Genomic DNA, 14,088 nt, shown 5'->3' on the forward strand with positions numbered 1-14,088 from the left:
AAGGCGCAGTCCGCAGGCAATAGTGGTTCTATTGCCAAGGACTGCAACGCGGCATGGTCCGTTTTCAGGCGCAACCCGAAGGGACGGGCCGTATTTTGCGCAGTGCTGCGTTGCTCGTCGTTCATTTGGAATGACCAAACGTCTCTCCTCACGCCTTGCCCTGCGCAAAATACGGCTCCGTCGCAACGGGGTGGCAATTGATGACACGCCCTAATGTGATCGGCGTACTGCTGACTGGCGGCGCGTCCAGCCGCATGGGGCGGGACAAAGCCGATCTCGACTGGTTCGGCACGCCCCTGCGGCAGCACATGGCCGACTGCCTGCGCGCGGCCGGCTGCCGGCAGGTGCTGCATGCCGGCAGCGCCGGCTGCCCGGACCATCGGCCCGGCCTCGGCCCGCTGGCCGGCATCCTCGCCGCCGCCCGCCAGGCTCCAGGCCAGGCCCTGCTGGTCTGCCCGGTGGACATGCCGCTGCTGGGCACCGAACTGCTGCAAGCCCTTGCCGAACAGCCCGGCGCCTGCTGTTATCAGGAGCATGTGCTGCCCTGCCGGATTCCCGCACGCGCCGACCTGCCCGAACTACTGGAGCAGCTACTGGCCGATCCGCAGCCACGCAACCGCAACCTGCGTGCCCTGCTGCAACGGCTGGATAGCCATGAGCTACCCTGCGCGCAACCGGAGCGCCTACTCAACACCAATACCCCCGAGCAGTACCAGCACTGCCTGGCCCTGGCTCGTCGCCTGAACCGAGGAGAAGCCTGATGTCATCCCATGCCACCCAGAACTTCGTGCCACTGGCCATCGCCGTGCTGACCGTTTCCGACACCCGCACGCCGGAAACCGACAGCTCCGGCGACCTGCTGGTGGCCCGGCTGACCGAAGCCGGCCACACACTGGCCACCCGCGCCATCGAAAAGGACGACGTCTACCGCCTGCGCGCGCGGGTCTCGGCCTGGATCGCCGACCCGTCCATCCAGGTCGTCATCAGCACCGGCGGCACCGGCTTCTCCGGCCGCGACAGCACCCCGGAGGCGCTGGGCGTGCTGTTCGACAAGCACATCGAAGGCTTCGGCGAACTGTTCCGCCAGGTCTCCCTCACCCAGGTCGGCCCCTCCACCTTGCAAAGCCGGGCCCTGGCCGGCTTCGCCAACGGCACCCTGATCCTCTGCCTGCCGGGCAGTAACAACGCCTGCCAAACCGGCTGGGACGAAATCATCGCCAACCAGTTGGATGCCCGCACCAAACCCTGCAACTTCGTTCCGCATCTGGCGCCGGCCGCCCCGTGCCCCTCCCGGGAGGCCCGATGACCCTCACTCACCTCGACGCCCAGGGCAAGGCGCGCATGGTGGACGTCGGCGACAAGGCCGCCAGCCGCCGGCAAGCCGTGGCCGAAGCCTGGGTACACATGCAGGCCGAGACGCTGCAGCGGATCCTGGACGGCGGCTTCGAAAAGGGTGACGTGTTCACCGTCGCCCGCATCGCCGGCATCCAGGCCGCCAAGCGCACCGCCGAACTGATCCCCCTCTGCCACCCGCTGATGCTCGACCAGGTGCAGGTCGAACTGACCGCCGAGCCGCAACACCGGCGCGTGCACATCCAGGCCCGCTGCCGCCTTGAGGGCAAGACCGGGGTGGAAATGGAAGCCCTGACCGCCGCCACCGTGGCCGCCCTGACGCTGTACGACATGTGCAAGGCGGTCGACCCGGCCATGACCATCGAACAGTTGCGGGTGTGCGAAAAGCTCGGCGGCAAGACCGGCCACTGGCGACACCCGGCGCTGACCAGCCAGACCGACTGAAATGGACCGAAAACCTCTGCCTCACAGCCTCTGTTCGGTGGACAAGCCTTCGGCGTTGTCCACCCTACCCCACCCGACACCCCACGTAGGGTGGAAAACCCGCGCAGCGTTTTCCACCGATGCCTGACGCTGGATAAGCCGCCAGCGGCATTATCCAGCGTCAGGCATAGACACTTTCCGGAGTACCCGACGATGAAGATCCTGTTTTTCGCCGCCCTCAGGGACGCCCTGGGAACCGCCGAACTGGACTGGCCGGCCAGCCCCGGCCAGACCCTCGCCGACCTGCGCCGGCAACTGATGGCGCAATCCCCCCAATGGCAGCAGGCCTTCGCCAGCTATGCCCGCATGAGCGCCGTCGACCAGGAACTGGCCCACGACGGCACCCCGCTCGACGGCGCCCGCGAAGTGGCCTTCTTCCCCCTGGTGACCGGAGGCTGAAATGATCCACCTGCAACGCGAACCGCTCGACCTCAACGCCCTGCAACAGCGACTCGACAGCCCGGACGGCCGCATCGGCGCGGCGGTGACCTTCTGCGGCACCGTGCGCGACGACGGCGACGTAGTGGCCCTGGAACTGGAGCACTACCCCGGCATGACCGAACAGGCCATGCGGGCGCTGGTCGACGAGGCGCGGCAACGCTGGACGCTAGACCAGGCCCTGCTGGTACATCGCGTCGGGCGGATCGAACTGGGCCAGCCGATCGTCTGGGTCGGCATCAGCAGCGCCCACCGCGCCGAAGCCTTCGCCGCCTGCGAATTCCTCATGGACGCGCTGAAATCGCGGATTCCGCTGTGGAAGAAAGTGCACCGCCGTGATGGCGGCAGCGCCTGGATCGACGCCAAGCCCGGCGACCGGCAGCGAGCCGCGCGCTGGTGAACGGGCTGAACTTGGATACCAACTCCATACCTTTCAATATCTTCGAGATGCACCTGTTACTTGTGAAAAGCTGCGATGCGGATTTCCCCCGGCGTAGGGTGGACAACGCCGAAGGCTTGTCCACCGAACGAACCGGCAGCAAATGGCCCGGACCTCCCCGGTAGAAAACCGCTACGCGGGTTTTCTACCCTACGAACTGGGCGCACCGCCTGGTGGATGCAGCGACGCCGGAGGCGGTATTCCAGACCCAAGATTGAGTTCGGTCTTGTGATGGGGCGGTCATGTAAAAAAGTCGTAAAGGGATGGCGCCTTTTCCGCGTTCGTTCGTCTTTATAGGTAACGGCACCCAAGCCACCAACATATGGGCTCCACCCGAGCACCTCGTCAGTTCATTGGGTAAGTACCTTCCGGAAAAACCGGAGCGTTACGATAGCAGGCCTCTCAAAGGGGCCTGCTATCAATCAAAATCAAACGCCAAATACCGCGCGAGTGAAGTTGACTATCGGAATGGTCCAACCTTGCTGAGCCTTCCACGGAGCCGGGGGGTTACCTCAGTGAATTAGCTGACGGCACTAACAATCCTTGTTCACTTCCTAGTTCATCAAAACCCCATCGATGCCTGGAAATAGACGGTGCGTGGCTGACCAAGGTATTTACCCTTGTTGTTATCGTCGTAGGAACGGGTGTAATAATCGGTATCGAATAGGTTCTTTACCCCGACCGCAACACTCAGGTCGTTGTCTCCAGGACCGAACTTATAGGCAGCCCTACCGTTCCAGGTGACATGACCAGGAATGCGGCCCGTACTACCGTCGGCACTTCCTGGATCGGTATTTTCGTTATCAGCGTACTGGCTGGACTGAAAAGTGCTGTCCAGATCAAGCCTCACTCTGCTATGGGTATAGCCAAGGCCTAACGTACCTTTGTGGCGAGACGAGAAAGGTACGCGGTTGCCTTTGTTTGGCCCGTTTTCACGAATGGTGGCATCGACAAAAGCGTAGTTGGCATGAAAATTTAAGCCGGTGAGAACTGGATTGAACTCACCCAATTCGTAGGAAAAACTGCCTTCGACGCCGCGATGACGTGTTTTGCCTCGAGCGATAACGCTGTTGTTGGTCTGATTGCTTTCATATTGCTTGTCAAAGTTGATTAGAAAGGTACCCAATTCGGCTTTCAGCACACCGTCGTCATAACGGGCCCCGACTTCCCAGGTTCGTGCCTTTTCCGGTCCAATCTTGTTGACCATCGCTCGGTTGGGCATCTGGCTGTACTGGACCGAGCCAAAGGATTCTTCGGTATTGAAATACAGGTTCAAACTGTCGTTGAAGTGATAAAGGATATTGAGCGCGGGCAGGGAAGTGTTGTAGTTCGCATTATATTTCTCACCGGTGAGCTCATTGGTTTGGTTGGAGCGAATGCGTTCCAGACGTAAGCCAGGCGTGAATGTCCATTTACCGATATCGATACGGTCATCGATGAAGAAGGCATTGGCGTGAGTATAGCCGCGAGTATCGCGGTCATTACGGCTACCAGTGGTGGGCATGCCCTTACCAATACCTTCACGATAACGCAGTTCATGGGATGCTTCGCTGATAAAGCGATGGCCGATACCCAACTCATGCCAGCTATTGCCCAGAGCGAACCCTTGGGAAAACGGGTTTCGATACCACGTACCCAGTAATAGCGTGGCGACAGAGACACGAAACTGCCTTGATCCAGATAGCCACTGCGCAACGTTCGGGTGAAGAAAGTATTGATCGTGAACTTACTGGCCTCTTTAGCATAGTCATAAGACAAGCCGGCCAAAGTTCGCCGCCCCCAGAATTCATCGACCGGACGAGTCGATTGATAAGGGTTGCGATCAAAGGCTTTTTTGCTCAAACCACCCGGCATATCCGCCTCGCCGTCGTAATATTGGACGATACCGCGCAGTGTATGAGCATCGTTTATCTGGTAACGGCCTTTAAAGATCACATCGTCTATACGAGTATCGCTATGCTTGCGATAGTCGCTACCGCGTACACCCGAATAAAGAATGGCGCCGCCCAAGCCGTTATCGGAGGTTCCACCAATCAGCATATTGGCTGTTTTCTTAAAGCCATTCTGGTTGGAATCCGGACTGATCTCGGTCTGTACGCTGCCCTTGGCGGTAAATTCGTCTGGAATTGCACGGGTTACGAAGTTGACGATGCCTCCAACGTTCTGCGGACCGTAGCGGACGGCACCACCACCTCGTACCACATCTACGGCGTCCATGTTGCCTATCGAAATAGGAGCCAGGGAGAGCTGTGGTTGACCGTAGGGGGCGAAAGGTACCGGGATGCCGTCCATGAGTACGGTCGAACGGGCCGCCAGACGTGGGTTGAGCCCACGGATACCGAAGTTGAGTGCCATATCGTGACTGCCAGTGCCATTGTTTTCCGGCGCATTAACACCGGGAATACGATTCAGGACTTCTCGTGCGCTACTGGCACCGAAACGTTCGAATTGTTCGCGGCGTACTACATCTCGTGCGCCGGGGTGATTGAAAACATCTTGCTGTTCGCCTTCGCCAAGCCAATCACCGACCACCGCTGTTTCCAACTCGACAGCAGTCGTGGCTGTTGTTGAGCCGGCTGCAGGTTCTCGTTGCAGGATAAAACCTTCGTCTTGGCTTACAGCTTGTAAGCCACTGCCAGCGAGTAACTGGTCAAGTCCTTCCTGGTTACTGTACTCACCGTGCAACCCGGGGCTTTGTCGCCTTGCTACAAGTTCTGGAGCGAAGGCAATTAGCACGCCCGCCTGCTGACCGAATTGGTAAAGAGTGGTTTCCAGCGGACCAGGCTCGATCACATAGACTTGGCGAGCACTGACAGATGAGCTTGATGCGCCTTGAGCCATGGCCACCGGGAGGTGAGCCAGGGCAATGGCGGCACTGAGGATCAGGGTAGAACTGAAAGGATTGAGTCTGAAGGCTGGAGCAAATGGCATGACTTATCTCTGGGAAAGTGGGTTCTACTTTCCATGTCACGCGGGGCAGTAAAAAAGCTCATGCTAATCTAAAAAATTATCATTAAGCCTGTTTCGGCAAAATTTTCACCCAGTAGCGGGTGCGCCAGCTTATCGCGACTGGCAGCGTGCTTTCCAACAGTTTGATGATCGCTTGGCTGTTAGCCAAAGGATAAGTGCCGGACAGTCTCAAGTCAGCGACGCGGGGGTCGCATTCCAGCCAGCCGCGATGGTAGCGGCCCAGTTCATCGAGAAAGTCCGCCAGACGCATGTTGACGGCAACCAGCATCCCCCTGCGCCAGGCAGTCAGGCTCGCCTCGAACGGCTGCGGCGCCCCGAGTTGGTGGGCAGCGAAACGCATCTGCTGCCCGGCCGTGATACTCGCCTGCCGTTCCGGGTGTGCGGCACAGCGCACCTGCACCGTTCCGGCCAATACGCTGAGCTGGCAGTGATCGGGGTATTGGCGCAGGTTGAAATGGGCCTGTTTGGTGAGCAGCCGACCCTGGGTGGTATCGATCAGGAAGGGTTGGTCGCGGGCCGCCACTTGCAACTGGATTTCGCCACGCACCAGCCTGAGCAGGCGCAACCCGGCCTCGAAGGTCACATCCACCGCGCTGTCGGTATTCAGGCTCAGTTCGCTGCCATCGATCAGCGTGATATTCCGATGCTCGCCGAGCGCAGTTCGATAGTCGGCCAGCCAGGGCCGTGCCTGCCGATAGCCCAGCCAGCCAGTCGGTGCGGCAATGGCAATCAGGCCCAGCAGTTTCAACACCTGCCGCCGCCCTTGTGGCGACCGGCTGGCGAGCGCGATGCGGGTCGCCTGTGGCGAAAGTCCGCGCAATCGCTGGTTGACGCTTTCGATGCGCTGCCAGGCACGCTCGTGTTCGGGATCGGCTTCGCGCCAACGTTGCCAGTTGCGCCTCTGCTCCTCGTCGGCGTCGGTCTGTAGCTCGATGAGCCACTGTATGGCCTGCCGGGCAATGTGTTCGGAAACAGGATTGGTCATTATTCCACCACCCCGGCGGACAGTTCGCCGAAATAGCAATGCTGGGCCGCCCTGACGATATGGCGCTTGACAGTGGCAAGAGATATATCGAGACGCCTGGCGATTTCCGCATACGGCAGGCCGTCGAGTTGGGCATAGAGGAACGCCTGCCTGACCGGAGCCGGCAGGTCTTCCAGTGCCTGGGCCAGTTCCATCAGGGTTTCCAGCGCGATGGCGCGGGTTTCCTCGCTGGGCAGATGCGCTTCGGGGAGGCTCGCCAGGGTTTGCAGGTAGGCCCGCTCGATATCCTGGCGGCGATAGTGGTTGAACAGCAACCGTTTGGCGATGGTGGTCAGGAAGGCCCGCGGCTCGTCGAGCTGGAGCAGGTCCCGGGCGCTCATGGCCTTGACGAAGGTATCCTGGGTCAGGTCGTCGGCATTGTAGGAGCAGCCGAGCCGGCGCCTGAGCCAGCCATGCAGCCACAGGCGATGATCAAGGTAAAGGCTGTGCAGCGTGCTGTGTCGACTGACATTGCCTGTATCCACGACGGTGTTCTCGAGGGGATCAAATAAGAATTACTCTTATTATGCGCAAGCCTGTGGAGTTCGTCATCTGCATAATTGAAGATGATAAAGAGCCCCGTCCAAGAAAGCGGCAATCCATGCCTTTATGTCGGATAGGGCGCGGGACTCCGGGGAAACCGACATCACTTGAAGAGCGCCCCGTCGCTCTTGTCCAGATCAACCTGGAGCAAAATTACAGCACCAATACATCCACCAGCATACCCGCTGCCACGCTGGTCACATCAGCGCCCAGCAACAGCAGGGCATCGGTGCGGGCCAGGTTGGCCAGGGAGCCGGAACCTTGGCCCTTGAGCACCGCTACCTGCAGCGACTCGGCTCCGGCGACGAGCGCCGCGCGCTGATATTCGTCGCGCCCCGGCTTGTGCTTGTGGTCATGGGCGATCGGCAGGCGCACAACGCGTGGCAACGGCTGTGCAACACCGCCCAGGCGGGCCAGCGCCGGCAGCAGGAACAGTTCGGCACAGACCAGGGTCGACACCGGATTGCCGGGCAGACCGAGGAAAGGCACCGCACCGATCCGTCCCCAGGCCACCGGTTTGCCGGGCTTGATATTGACCTTCCAGTGCAGCAGGGTACCCAGCTCCTCGACACAGCGTTTCAGCCAGTCGGCCTGGCCGACCGATACCCCACCGGAACTGACGATCAGATCCGCCTCGTTGGCTGCCCGCAGCAGGGCGTCACGGATTTGTTGCGGGTCGTCCGCAACGATGCCGATGTCGATGACCCGTGCGCCGGCCTGTTGCAGACGGGCCAACAGGTAGGGGCGATTGCAGTCGTAGATACCGCTGCGGCTCAACGGCTGACCCACCGGATGCAATTCATCGCCCGAGGACAGCACCGCCACCACTGGCTGGCGCGTGACCTGGAGTGTCTCCAGACCCTGGCTGGAAAGCAGCATGATATGACGGGGAGCGACACGCGTGCCGGCTTCCAGCAAGCACTGCCCTAACTGAATATCCTCGCCCCGGCGGCGGATGTTTTGCCCGGCCTTGACGGCGTCGCGGAGCGTTACGCTGTCGTCAGTGACGCTGCAGTGCTCCTGCATCACCACCGTGGCTGTCCCTTCCGGCACGGGTGCGCCGGTAGTAATGCGCATTGCTGCGCCGGGTGCCAGTTCTGCCAGATCTTCGCTGCCCGCCAGACGCGTACCGACCAGCGGGAAGGTTCCGGGAGCTGCCGCGGTCGCCTCGCCGCCCAGCGCGAAGCCATCCATGGCCGAATTGTCGAAGCGTGGGTTGACCACGCTGGCGCGGATCTCCTCCGCCAGGACCCGCCCCAGGCTGTCCGCGATCGGCACGTTCGCTGCCGGCAGGGGGGACAGCGTTTGCAACAGCTTCTGCTGCATGGCCTCGACAGTCAGCAGTGCCGGCTCGGCACAAGGGTCCATGGACATAGTCTTCCTCGGGGTTCAGGGGGCACGAAAAGCGGGCAGCGCTCGCCGAACCGATTATACAAGCGTTGATGAGCAACTTGCCGGTCCCGCCAGGGACGCGGCGTCGACGGTCAAGCCTTCAGTGAGCGCCTGGGGTAGATATCGTAGCGGCTCGACTTGCCCTCCAGGCTGAAACTTGGCCGAGGTCCGTCGAGGGGGGGAGCCTTGCGTGGGCGCTTGACTGTCACCCGGTGGCTGGCCAGCGCCAGGGCGGCGGCCAGCAACGCGGGAGCATCGTCATCGTCGCCGACCAGGGGGCGAAACAGGCGCATTTCCTTCTTCACCAGCGCGCTCTTGTCCCGATGCGGAAACATGGGGTCGAGGTAGATCACCTGTGGCGCATCGGGTACCCAGTGCCGCATTGTCTCGATGGCCTCGCCCGGCAGCAATTCCATCCGCGCGATGATTGCACCCACCTCGGGGTCCAGCCGCGCCCGTTGCAAGCCATCCTGCAACAAAGCGGCAATCAGCGGGTGGCGTTCGATCAGAGTCAGCCGGCAGCCCAGGGAGGCCAGTACGAAGGCGTCGCGCCCCAAGCCGGCCGTGGCATCCAGGACCGTGGGCCGAACGCCGGGCTGAATGCCCACGGCCTTGGCGATCAGCTGACCATTGCCGCCGCCGAACTGCCGTCGATGCGCTACCGCTCCCTCGATGAAATCGACTCGCACGGGTCCCGGTGCGTCGGCACCCAGCGCCTGCAACTGCAAGCCGGCAGGCCCTACTTGCAGGGCGAAGCCGGCTTCCCCTTCGGGCAGCAAGTTCAAGCGCCGGGCCCAGACAGCGGCCTCGGCGGCATACAGCGGATCGAGCGGCTCGACACGAATCACAGGGCACAGGCCGGACATAGAAAATTCCCGGATCGAAAAGCGCCGCATTGTGCCAGACCCATGGAGCCCGAGCGAAACGCCGCGTCGCGTTTGCCGCGCCATTGCGGCCAAGCGAACATCCACGTACTCGGCTGTTCGTCTGCGAACCTTTTGTCGAACCTCAAGTGGGGTGGCCAGCCGATTTCCTCGACATTCAGGAACCAAACCGGGGTTTTCTACGCGGTCGTACAGCCTGGATCAGCGGCACAGGGGTTGCTATGCGCTCATCTCCCCATTCAGACAAAAGGAAGTGCTCCATGAAGAATGCTCGTGTACGGCAGAAAGCCAGTGCCCATCTGATCGCCGCACTGCTCCTCAGCCTGGGCAGTACATGGCTGCAGGCGGCCGATTCGCAACCCTACCCGGCCATCGAGAAACTCGACCTCGCCCAGCTCCTGCCATCGCCGCCACCCTTGAACAGCCCGGAACAGGCTGGAGAAGTGGCAGCTATTCTCGCAGCCCAGCAAGCGGCCAACCCGGCGCGCCTCAAGCAAGCTGAAGCCGATGCCAAAGGCAGTGTCTTCGATATGTTCGGTGCTCCATTGGGGGCAAAGTTCACCCCCACCAACCTGCCCAAAACGGCAGAACTTTTCGCCCGGCTGGGGGCCTCCGAGGCCGCCGTGGTAGGTCCAGCCCAGAAGGTCTTCGACAGGACCCGGCCGTTTCTGGCCGACAACCGCGTCAACGTGCTGGTCGCCGCCGCCATGATGCCACCCGACGCTGCCAGCAAAATCGAAGGCGCCATGCCCAAGAGCGGCTCCTGGCCGTCCGGACGCAGCACGCGGGTGACAGCCAGCGGCATTGTCTTGGCCGCCCTGCTTCCCGAACGGCAGGCCGCCATCTGGAAACGCGCCGATGAGTACGCCCAAAGCCGGGTTGTCGCCGGCATGCACTATCCCTCGGATCTTGAGGCCGGACGGCGCGCCGGCACCGCGCTGGCGGCCATCCTGTTCACCGATCCCGTTTTCCAGGCAGACTTCGCCCAGGCCAAGACCGAGCTTCAGGCAACCCTGACCCCCTGACGAACGAGCCGCTGATGGGTCACCTGTGCCCCATCAACGAAGCGCCTCCCCGCCGGCGACCTTTATCGGCACATCCCGAATCCGCCCATATCCACGTGCAGATGATCGTGATGGGCGGCGTTGTACTCAGGGCCCAGAGTGACATTGAAGGATTCGCAGGCTGCATCGCGCACTAGGCGCAGGAAGCGCGCCTTGTCGCCAGCCCCCGACCAGTCGCGCGCCACGCTGATACGGATACCATCCGCAAGCTGGAAACCGGCCAGATCCAGGGCATTGGCGTGGGCATGCTGGCTGCGCCGATTGCTGCGGGCGATGTTGCGGCAGGCGAAACTGCCAAAGTGCTCGACGCGCACCACCGGCTGGCCGAACACCGCTTGCGCGGCCGGTTGCAGGCCATGCCGCTCGAACAGCGCATAGGCTGCCGCCAACGGGCAAGTGGCAAGGAAGCTGCCATTGAAACGCAGCGTCGATGCCTGTATCCGCACAACATTGTGCAAGGGACAGGAAGGCTCCGGTTGGCTATCGGGAACACGTGCATAGCGCAGTTGCGAATTCGCCAAGACCTGCTCGCAGAGCTGGCGATCATCCTGCAGCCGGCTCAGCTTGTAACCCGTGAGCCAGTTCGGCGGCTCGCGGATATCCAGCGGTGCCCAGGGATTCCAGCGCGGCGGCCACTCGACATGGCCGTGCCACACCGCATAGCCCAGCACAGCCAGTGTCAGCAGCAGAAACAGGAAAAGGAGTCGGCCGAAGGTCATACCTTGTCAGACAATGCGTAGGGCCTGTTGCATCAACACCGTAGAGTCAAGACGCGCACGAGCGGAGTCAGAGCAGCGGTAACTGCGCCTCGCCCTGCAGAGACGACACTGCCAGCGCCGGCAGCCCCGGTAGGCGTGCCTGCAATTGCGCATGAAAGCGCAGGGCCAGGTCCGGTGCCAGACGATTGTCCGGTGTGTGCAGATAGACATGGGGCGTCTTGCCTGCTTCGATCCAGGTAGCCACCTTTTCTATCCAGGGCACCATGAAGGGGTCGTTGGCCGCTAGATCCGGATGACCAATGAAGCGTACTTGCGGCGAATCGCTGAAGGCTGCCGGGCGCACCGGCAAGCGCGGTTTTCTGGATTGCGCATGCCGCACGGCAGGGTCAGCGGATCGGCAGCTGAACAGCGCGCGCGAATCCAGGCAGATACGTTCGACCCCACGCTCCCGCAACAGACGATTCAACGCCCGCTCCTCTTCGCCACGCGCAAAGAAGGCCGAGTGACGCACCTCCACCGCCAGCGGCATGCGGATATGTTCCAGCAGGGTGACCAGTTCGCCAAGTTGCGACGGACCGAAGCTGGCCGGAAACTGCAGCCAGAATGGTGTCACCCGCGATCCGAGCGGAGCCAGCAAGGCCAGGAAAGCATCGACCTGCGCCATTGTCTGACCGAGCTGTTCGGCGTGGGTAATATCGCGGGGAAATTTGGCGCAGAAGCGGAAACCCGGCGGCATCAGTTCGCTCCAGCGCTGGATTGTCTGTGGCGTCGGCCAGGCATACAGCGTGGTATTGCCCTCCACCGAATTGAACACCGAGCAGTAATGCGCCAGAAAACCTGCACTTGCCAGTCCACTCGGATAGAGCGAGCCGACCCAGGCGCTTTCACTCCAGGATGGACAGCCGAGAAAATACGGAATGTTCACGCGATCAGACGTGGATATCGATGCCCAGCACCCCATAGGCATCTGCCTCCGGAGTCATGCCGGCGGTACTGGTATAGCTGGCCAGCGCCCTGGCGATCACACTGGACAGCCCGATGGTATGTACCTGACTCGTCCACGACTGTGCGGCCAGCCGCATGTTCATGTTGCCTGCCGGATTGGCAGACTCGACCTGCGATGGCGGCTCGCGCTCCAGATCCTGGCTGCTGGCGGATACGACGACCTGCCGTGCATGCTGTGGTTCAACCTGGTGCGGGGCTTCCCCATAGACCGGGATGGCACCAGCGGAGCGTGCAGCACGAATTGACGGATAGGAGGGAAAACCATCGATGCGCATACGGCAACCTGTACCAGTGGTTCAGGAACTCTAAAGGGGATGCCTGAAAACAGGCAACGTTTCCCTCTGAAAATTCCGCTCAGCCGGCAGATTTCGGTGTGGCGACGTTATCACGCAGGTAGACCGGCTGAGCTTGCTCGGCGGGCAAGCCCTCGTCTCGCGCCCAGGCGAGCCGGGCAAGCGTTAACAAGTCTTCGGCATGCGGCAGTAGACTGGCGTCGTTGGCCTTGGTGGAAACCGGCATACGCGCCGCGTGACACCAGCCGGTTCCGGCCCCGAACCAGTCACCAGAGCTGTCACGTGGCAAGCTGACCTGTTCCGGTGGCAGCACAGCTTCGATACCGACCAGCGCCATCGCACCCTGCGCTTCGCGATAACACCCCCAGTAGACTTCATCCATCCGCGCATCGATGGCTACCGCGACCTGTCGACTACCCTGCTCGCGCCAGGCCCGCTGGGCGATCACCGCCAGATCGGAAACCGGCAGTACCGGCCGCTCCAGCCCGAACGCCAATCCCTGCACGACACCGATGGCGATCCGGATACCGGTAAAGGCGCCGGGCCCTCGACCGAAAGCGATGGCGTCCACGGACGACAAGGCGATCCCGGCCTCGGCAACCAGCTCCTGGATCATCGGCAGGATGCGCTGGGCGTGCAGACGGGGAATCACTTCGTAGCGGCTGAGCACGTGGCCTTCGTGCAACAAGGCGACAGAACAGGCTTCAGTGGCGGTATCCAGTGCCAGCAGAGTCGTCATCTGAAAATCCGGAAGAATAAGCAGGAAAAAAGCAGCTCAGGCCAGACGCAAACGGCTCCCGCAGGAGCCGCACCGTCATTCGCCCATCACCTCAATCGAGCGCCTTGAGCAGAGCAGCCGTGATGCTTTCCACAGATCCCGTTCCTTCGATCCGGGTGTATTTGGGGCTGCCTTCCTTCGCTGCCAGATCCTGATAGAAACTCACCAGAGGCCGCGTCTGGCAATGGTAGGTCGCCAGGCGCTTGCGTACGGTTTCTTCCTTGTCATCCTCGCGCTGGACCAGCGAGTCACCGGTCACATCGTCCTTGCCGTCGATTGTCGGCGGATTGTACTGAATGTGGTAGACGCGTCCGGAGTCCGGATGGACGCGGCGTCCGGACATGCGCCGGACAATCTCTTCATCGTCGACATCGATCTCGATCACATGATCCAGCGCCACGCCGACGGCCTTGAGCGCCTCGGCCTGGGGAATGGTGCGCGGAAAGCCATCGAGCAGAAAGCCCTTGGCGCAATCGGGCTGAGCCAGGCGCTCCTGGATCAGGGCGATGATGATGTCGTCGGAAACCAGGCCACCGCTGTCCATCACTTCCTTGACCTGCCGCCCCAGTGAGGTGCCGTTCTTCACGGCTGCACGCAGCATATCGCCGGTGGAAATCTGCGGAATTCCGAATTTCTCGGTGATGAAACGGGCCTGAGTCCCCTTACCTGCACCGGGCGCACCCAGCAGAATCACGCGCATCGA

Annotated in this window: 15 protein-coding genes and 1 pseudogene; 6 read left to right on the top strand and 10 right to left on the bottom strand. The window is 61.7% G+C overall.

The genetic code is table 11. From position 1 onward, the window contains the following. Positions 1-200: 200 nt before the first annotated feature. The 5 genes from mobA (at position 201) to FHR87_RS01630 (ending at position 2,674) form a co-directional block, all read left to right on the top strand. Positions 201-761 carry a molybdenum cofactor guanylyltransferase gene (gene mobA, locus FHR87_RS01610; RefSeq protein ID WP_183164930.1) on the top strand — a complete coding sequence of 187 codons (561 nt, stop codon included), beginning with the start codon at positions 201-203 and terminating at the stop codon, positions 759-761. Beyond that, positions 761-1,306, top strand: coding sequence for a molybdenum cofactor biosynthesis protein B (gene moaB / locus FHR87_RS01615; protein WP_183164931.1), 546 nt, complete (start codon positions 761-763; stop codon positions 1,304-1,306). Before mobA ends, moaB begins: the two co-directional genes overlap by 1 nt. Continuing rightward, positions 1,303-1,797, top strand: a complete 495-nt coding sequence (moaC, locus tag FHR87_RS01620; RefSeq protein WP_183164932.1) for a cyclic pyranopterin monophosphate synthase MoaC — start codon at positions 1,303-1,305, stop codon at positions 1,795-1,797. Before moaB ends, moaC begins: the two co-directional genes overlap by 4 nt. 192 nt (positions 1,798-1,989) lie before the next feature. Next, positions 1,990-2,235: a MoaD/ThiS family protein gene (locus FHR87_RS01625; protein ID WP_183164933.1), complete on the top strand. Its 246-nt coding sequence runs from the start codon at positions 1,990-1,992 to the stop codon at positions 2,233-2,235. A 1-nt stretch (position 2,236) separates the two neighbouring features. Then, positions 2,237-2,674, top strand: coding sequence for a molybdenum cofactor biosynthesis protein MoaE (locus tag FHR87_RS01630; protein ID WP_183164934.1), 438 nt, complete (start codon positions 2,237-2,239; stop codon positions 2,672-2,674). A gap of 601 nt (positions 2,675-3,275) precedes the next feature. Here FHR87_RS01630 and fecA read toward each other — a convergent pair. The 5 genes and pseudogenes from fecA to FHR87_RS01655 form a co-directional block, all read right to left on the bottom strand. Next, a pseudogene (gene fecA / locus FHR87_RS19535) lies at positions 3,276-5,644 on the bottom strand (TonB-dependent Fe(3+) dicitrate receptor FecA). A gap of 82 nt (positions 5,645-5,726) precedes the next feature. Continuing rightward, on the bottom strand, positions 5,727-6,668 hold the full coding sequence (locus tag FHR87_RS01640; protein WP_183164935.1) for a FecR domain-containing protein: 942 nt from the start codon (positions 6,666-6,668) through the stop codon (positions 5,727-5,729). Continuing rightward, positions 6,668-7,192, bottom strand: coding sequence for a sigma-70 family RNA polymerase sigma factor (locus tag FHR87_RS01645; RefSeq protein ID WP_183164936.1), 525 nt, complete (start codon positions 7,190-7,192; stop codon positions 6,668-6,670). The genes FHR87_RS01640 and FHR87_RS01645 overlap by 1 nt, the downstream gene beginning before the upstream one ends. Before the next feature lie 211 nt (positions 7,193-7,403). Beyond that, positions 7,404-8,624 (bottom strand): molybdopterin molybdotransferase MoeA, encoded by a 1,221-nt coding sequence (locus FHR87_RS01650; RefSeq protein ID WP_183164937.1) that lies wholly within the window; start codon positions 8,622-8,624, stop codon positions 7,404-7,406. Positions 8,625-8,734: 110 nt separating this feature from the next. Beyond that, positions 8,735-9,508, bottom strand: a complete 774-nt coding sequence (locus FHR87_RS01655) for a class I SAM-dependent methyltransferase (RefSeq protein ID WP_183164938.1) — start codon at positions 9,506-9,508, stop codon at positions 8,735-8,737. Positions 9,509-9,786: 278 nt separating this feature from the next. On the opposite strand from FHR87_RS01655, the gene FHR87_RS01660 reads away from it, so the two are divergent. Beyond that, on the top strand, positions 9,787-10,551 hold the full coding sequence (locus FHR87_RS01660) for an acid phosphatase (RefSeq protein ID WP_183164939.1): 765 nt from the start codon (positions 9,787-9,789) through the stop codon (positions 10,549-10,551). Between the two features lie 62 nt (positions 10,552-10,613). Here FHR87_RS01660 and FHR87_RS01665 read toward each other — a convergent pair whose 3' ends face one another. The 5 genes from FHR87_RS01665 to adk form a co-directional block, all read right to left on the bottom strand. Beyond that, a complete protein-coding gene (locus FHR87_RS01665) occupies positions 10,614-11,309 on the bottom strand; it encodes an extensin-like domain-containing protein (protein ID WP_183164940.1) in 696 nt (231 codons plus the stop codon). A gap of 67 nt (positions 11,310-11,376) precedes the next feature. Continuing rightward, on the bottom strand, positions 11,377-12,270 hold the full coding sequence (locus FHR87_RS01670; RefSeq protein ID WP_183164941.1) for a DUF72 domain-containing protein: 894 nt from the start codon (positions 12,268-12,270) through the stop codon (positions 11,377-11,379). Next, the gene (locus FHR87_RS01675; RefSeq protein ID WP_183164942.1) at positions 12,239-12,589 is read right to left on the bottom strand and encodes a hypothetical protein; all 351 of its coding nucleotides are present in this window, start codon (positions 12,587-12,589) and stop codon (positions 12,239-12,241) included. The genes FHR87_RS01670 and FHR87_RS01675 overlap by 32 nt, the downstream gene beginning before the upstream one ends. Positions 12,590-12,668: 79 nt before the next feature. Then, positions 12,669-13,346 carry a tRNA (adenosine(37)-N6)-threonylcarbamoyltransferase complex dimerization subunit type 1 TsaB gene (tsaB, locus tag FHR87_RS01680; RefSeq protein WP_183164943.1) on the bottom strand — a complete coding sequence of 226 codons (678 nt, stop codon included), beginning with the start codon at positions 13,344-13,346 and terminating at the stop codon, positions 12,669-12,671. A 91-nt stretch (positions 13,347-13,437) separates the two neighbouring features. Further along, positions 13,438-14,085: an adenylate kinase gene (gene adk / locus FHR87_RS01685; protein WP_183164944.1), complete on the bottom strand. Its 648-nt coding sequence runs from the start codon at positions 14,083-14,085 to the stop codon at positions 13,438-13,440. Between the last annotated feature and the right edge of the window lie 3 nt (positions 14,086-14,088).

Source organism: Azomonas macrocytogenes (assembly GCF_014191985.1).
Taxonomy (GTDB): Bacteria; Pseudomonadota; Gammaproteobacteria; order Pseudomonadales; family Pseudomonadaceae; genus Azomonas; species Azomonas macrocytogenes.

What these genes read in the sequence shown, in the direction of transcription:
- mobA (WP_183164930.1), top strand. Translation starts at nt 201, where the DNA reads ATGACACGCCCTAATGTGATCGGCGTACTGCTGACTGGCGGCGCGTCC.
- moaB (WP_183164931.1), top strand. Translation starts at nt 761, where the DNA reads ATGTCATCCCATGCCACCCAGAACTTCGTGCCACTGGCCATCGCCGTG.
- moaC (WP_183164932.1), top strand. Translation starts at nt 1,303, where the DNA reads ATGACCCTCACTCACCTCGACGCCCAGGGCAAGGCGCGCATGGTGGAC.
- FHR87_RS01625 (WP_183164933.1), top strand. Translation starts at nt 1,990, where the DNA reads ATGAAGATCCTGTTTTTCGCCGCCCTCAGGGACGCCCTGGGAACCGCC.
- FHR87_RS01630 (WP_183164934.1), top strand. Translation starts at nt 2,237, where the DNA reads ATGATCCACCTGCAACGCGAACCGCTCGACCTCAACGCCCTGCAACAG.
- FHR87_RS01640 (WP_183164935.1), bottom strand. Translation starts at nt 6,668, where the DNA reads ATGACCAATCCTGTTTCCGAACACATTGCCCGGCAGGCCATACAGTGG.
- FHR87_RS01650 (WP_183164937.1), bottom strand. Translation starts at nt 8,624, where the DNA reads ATGTCCATGGACCCTTGTGCCGAGCCGGCACTGCTGACTGTCGAGGCC.
- FHR87_RS01655 (WP_183164938.1), bottom strand. Translation starts at nt 9,508, where the DNA reads ATGTCCGGCCTGTGCCCTGTGATTCGTGTCGAGCCGCTCGATCCGCTG.
- FHR87_RS01660 (WP_183164939.1), top strand. Translation starts at nt 9,787, where the DNA reads ATGAAGAATGCTCGTGTACGGCAGAAAGCCAGTGCCCATCTGATCGCC.
- FHR87_RS01665 (WP_183164940.1), bottom strand. Translation starts at nt 11,309, where the DNA reads ATGACCTTCGGCCGACTCCTTTTCCTGTTTCTGCTGCTGACACTGGCT.
- FHR87_RS01670 (WP_183164941.1), bottom strand. Translation starts at nt 12,270, where the DNA reads ATGGGGTGCTGGGCATCGATATCCACGTCTGATCGCGTGAACATTCCG.
- FHR87_RS01675 (WP_183164942.1), bottom strand. Translation starts at nt 12,589, where the DNA reads ATGCGCATCGATGGTTTTCCCTCCTATCCGTCAATTCGTGCTGCACGC.
- tsaB (WP_183164943.1), bottom strand. Translation starts at nt 13,346, where the DNA reads ATGACGACTCTGCTGGCACTGGATACCGCCACTGAAGCCTGTTCTGTC.
- adk (WP_183164944.1), bottom strand. Translation starts at nt 14,085, where the DNA reads ATGCGCGTGATTCTGCTGGGTGCGCCCGGTGCAGGTAAGGGGACTCAG.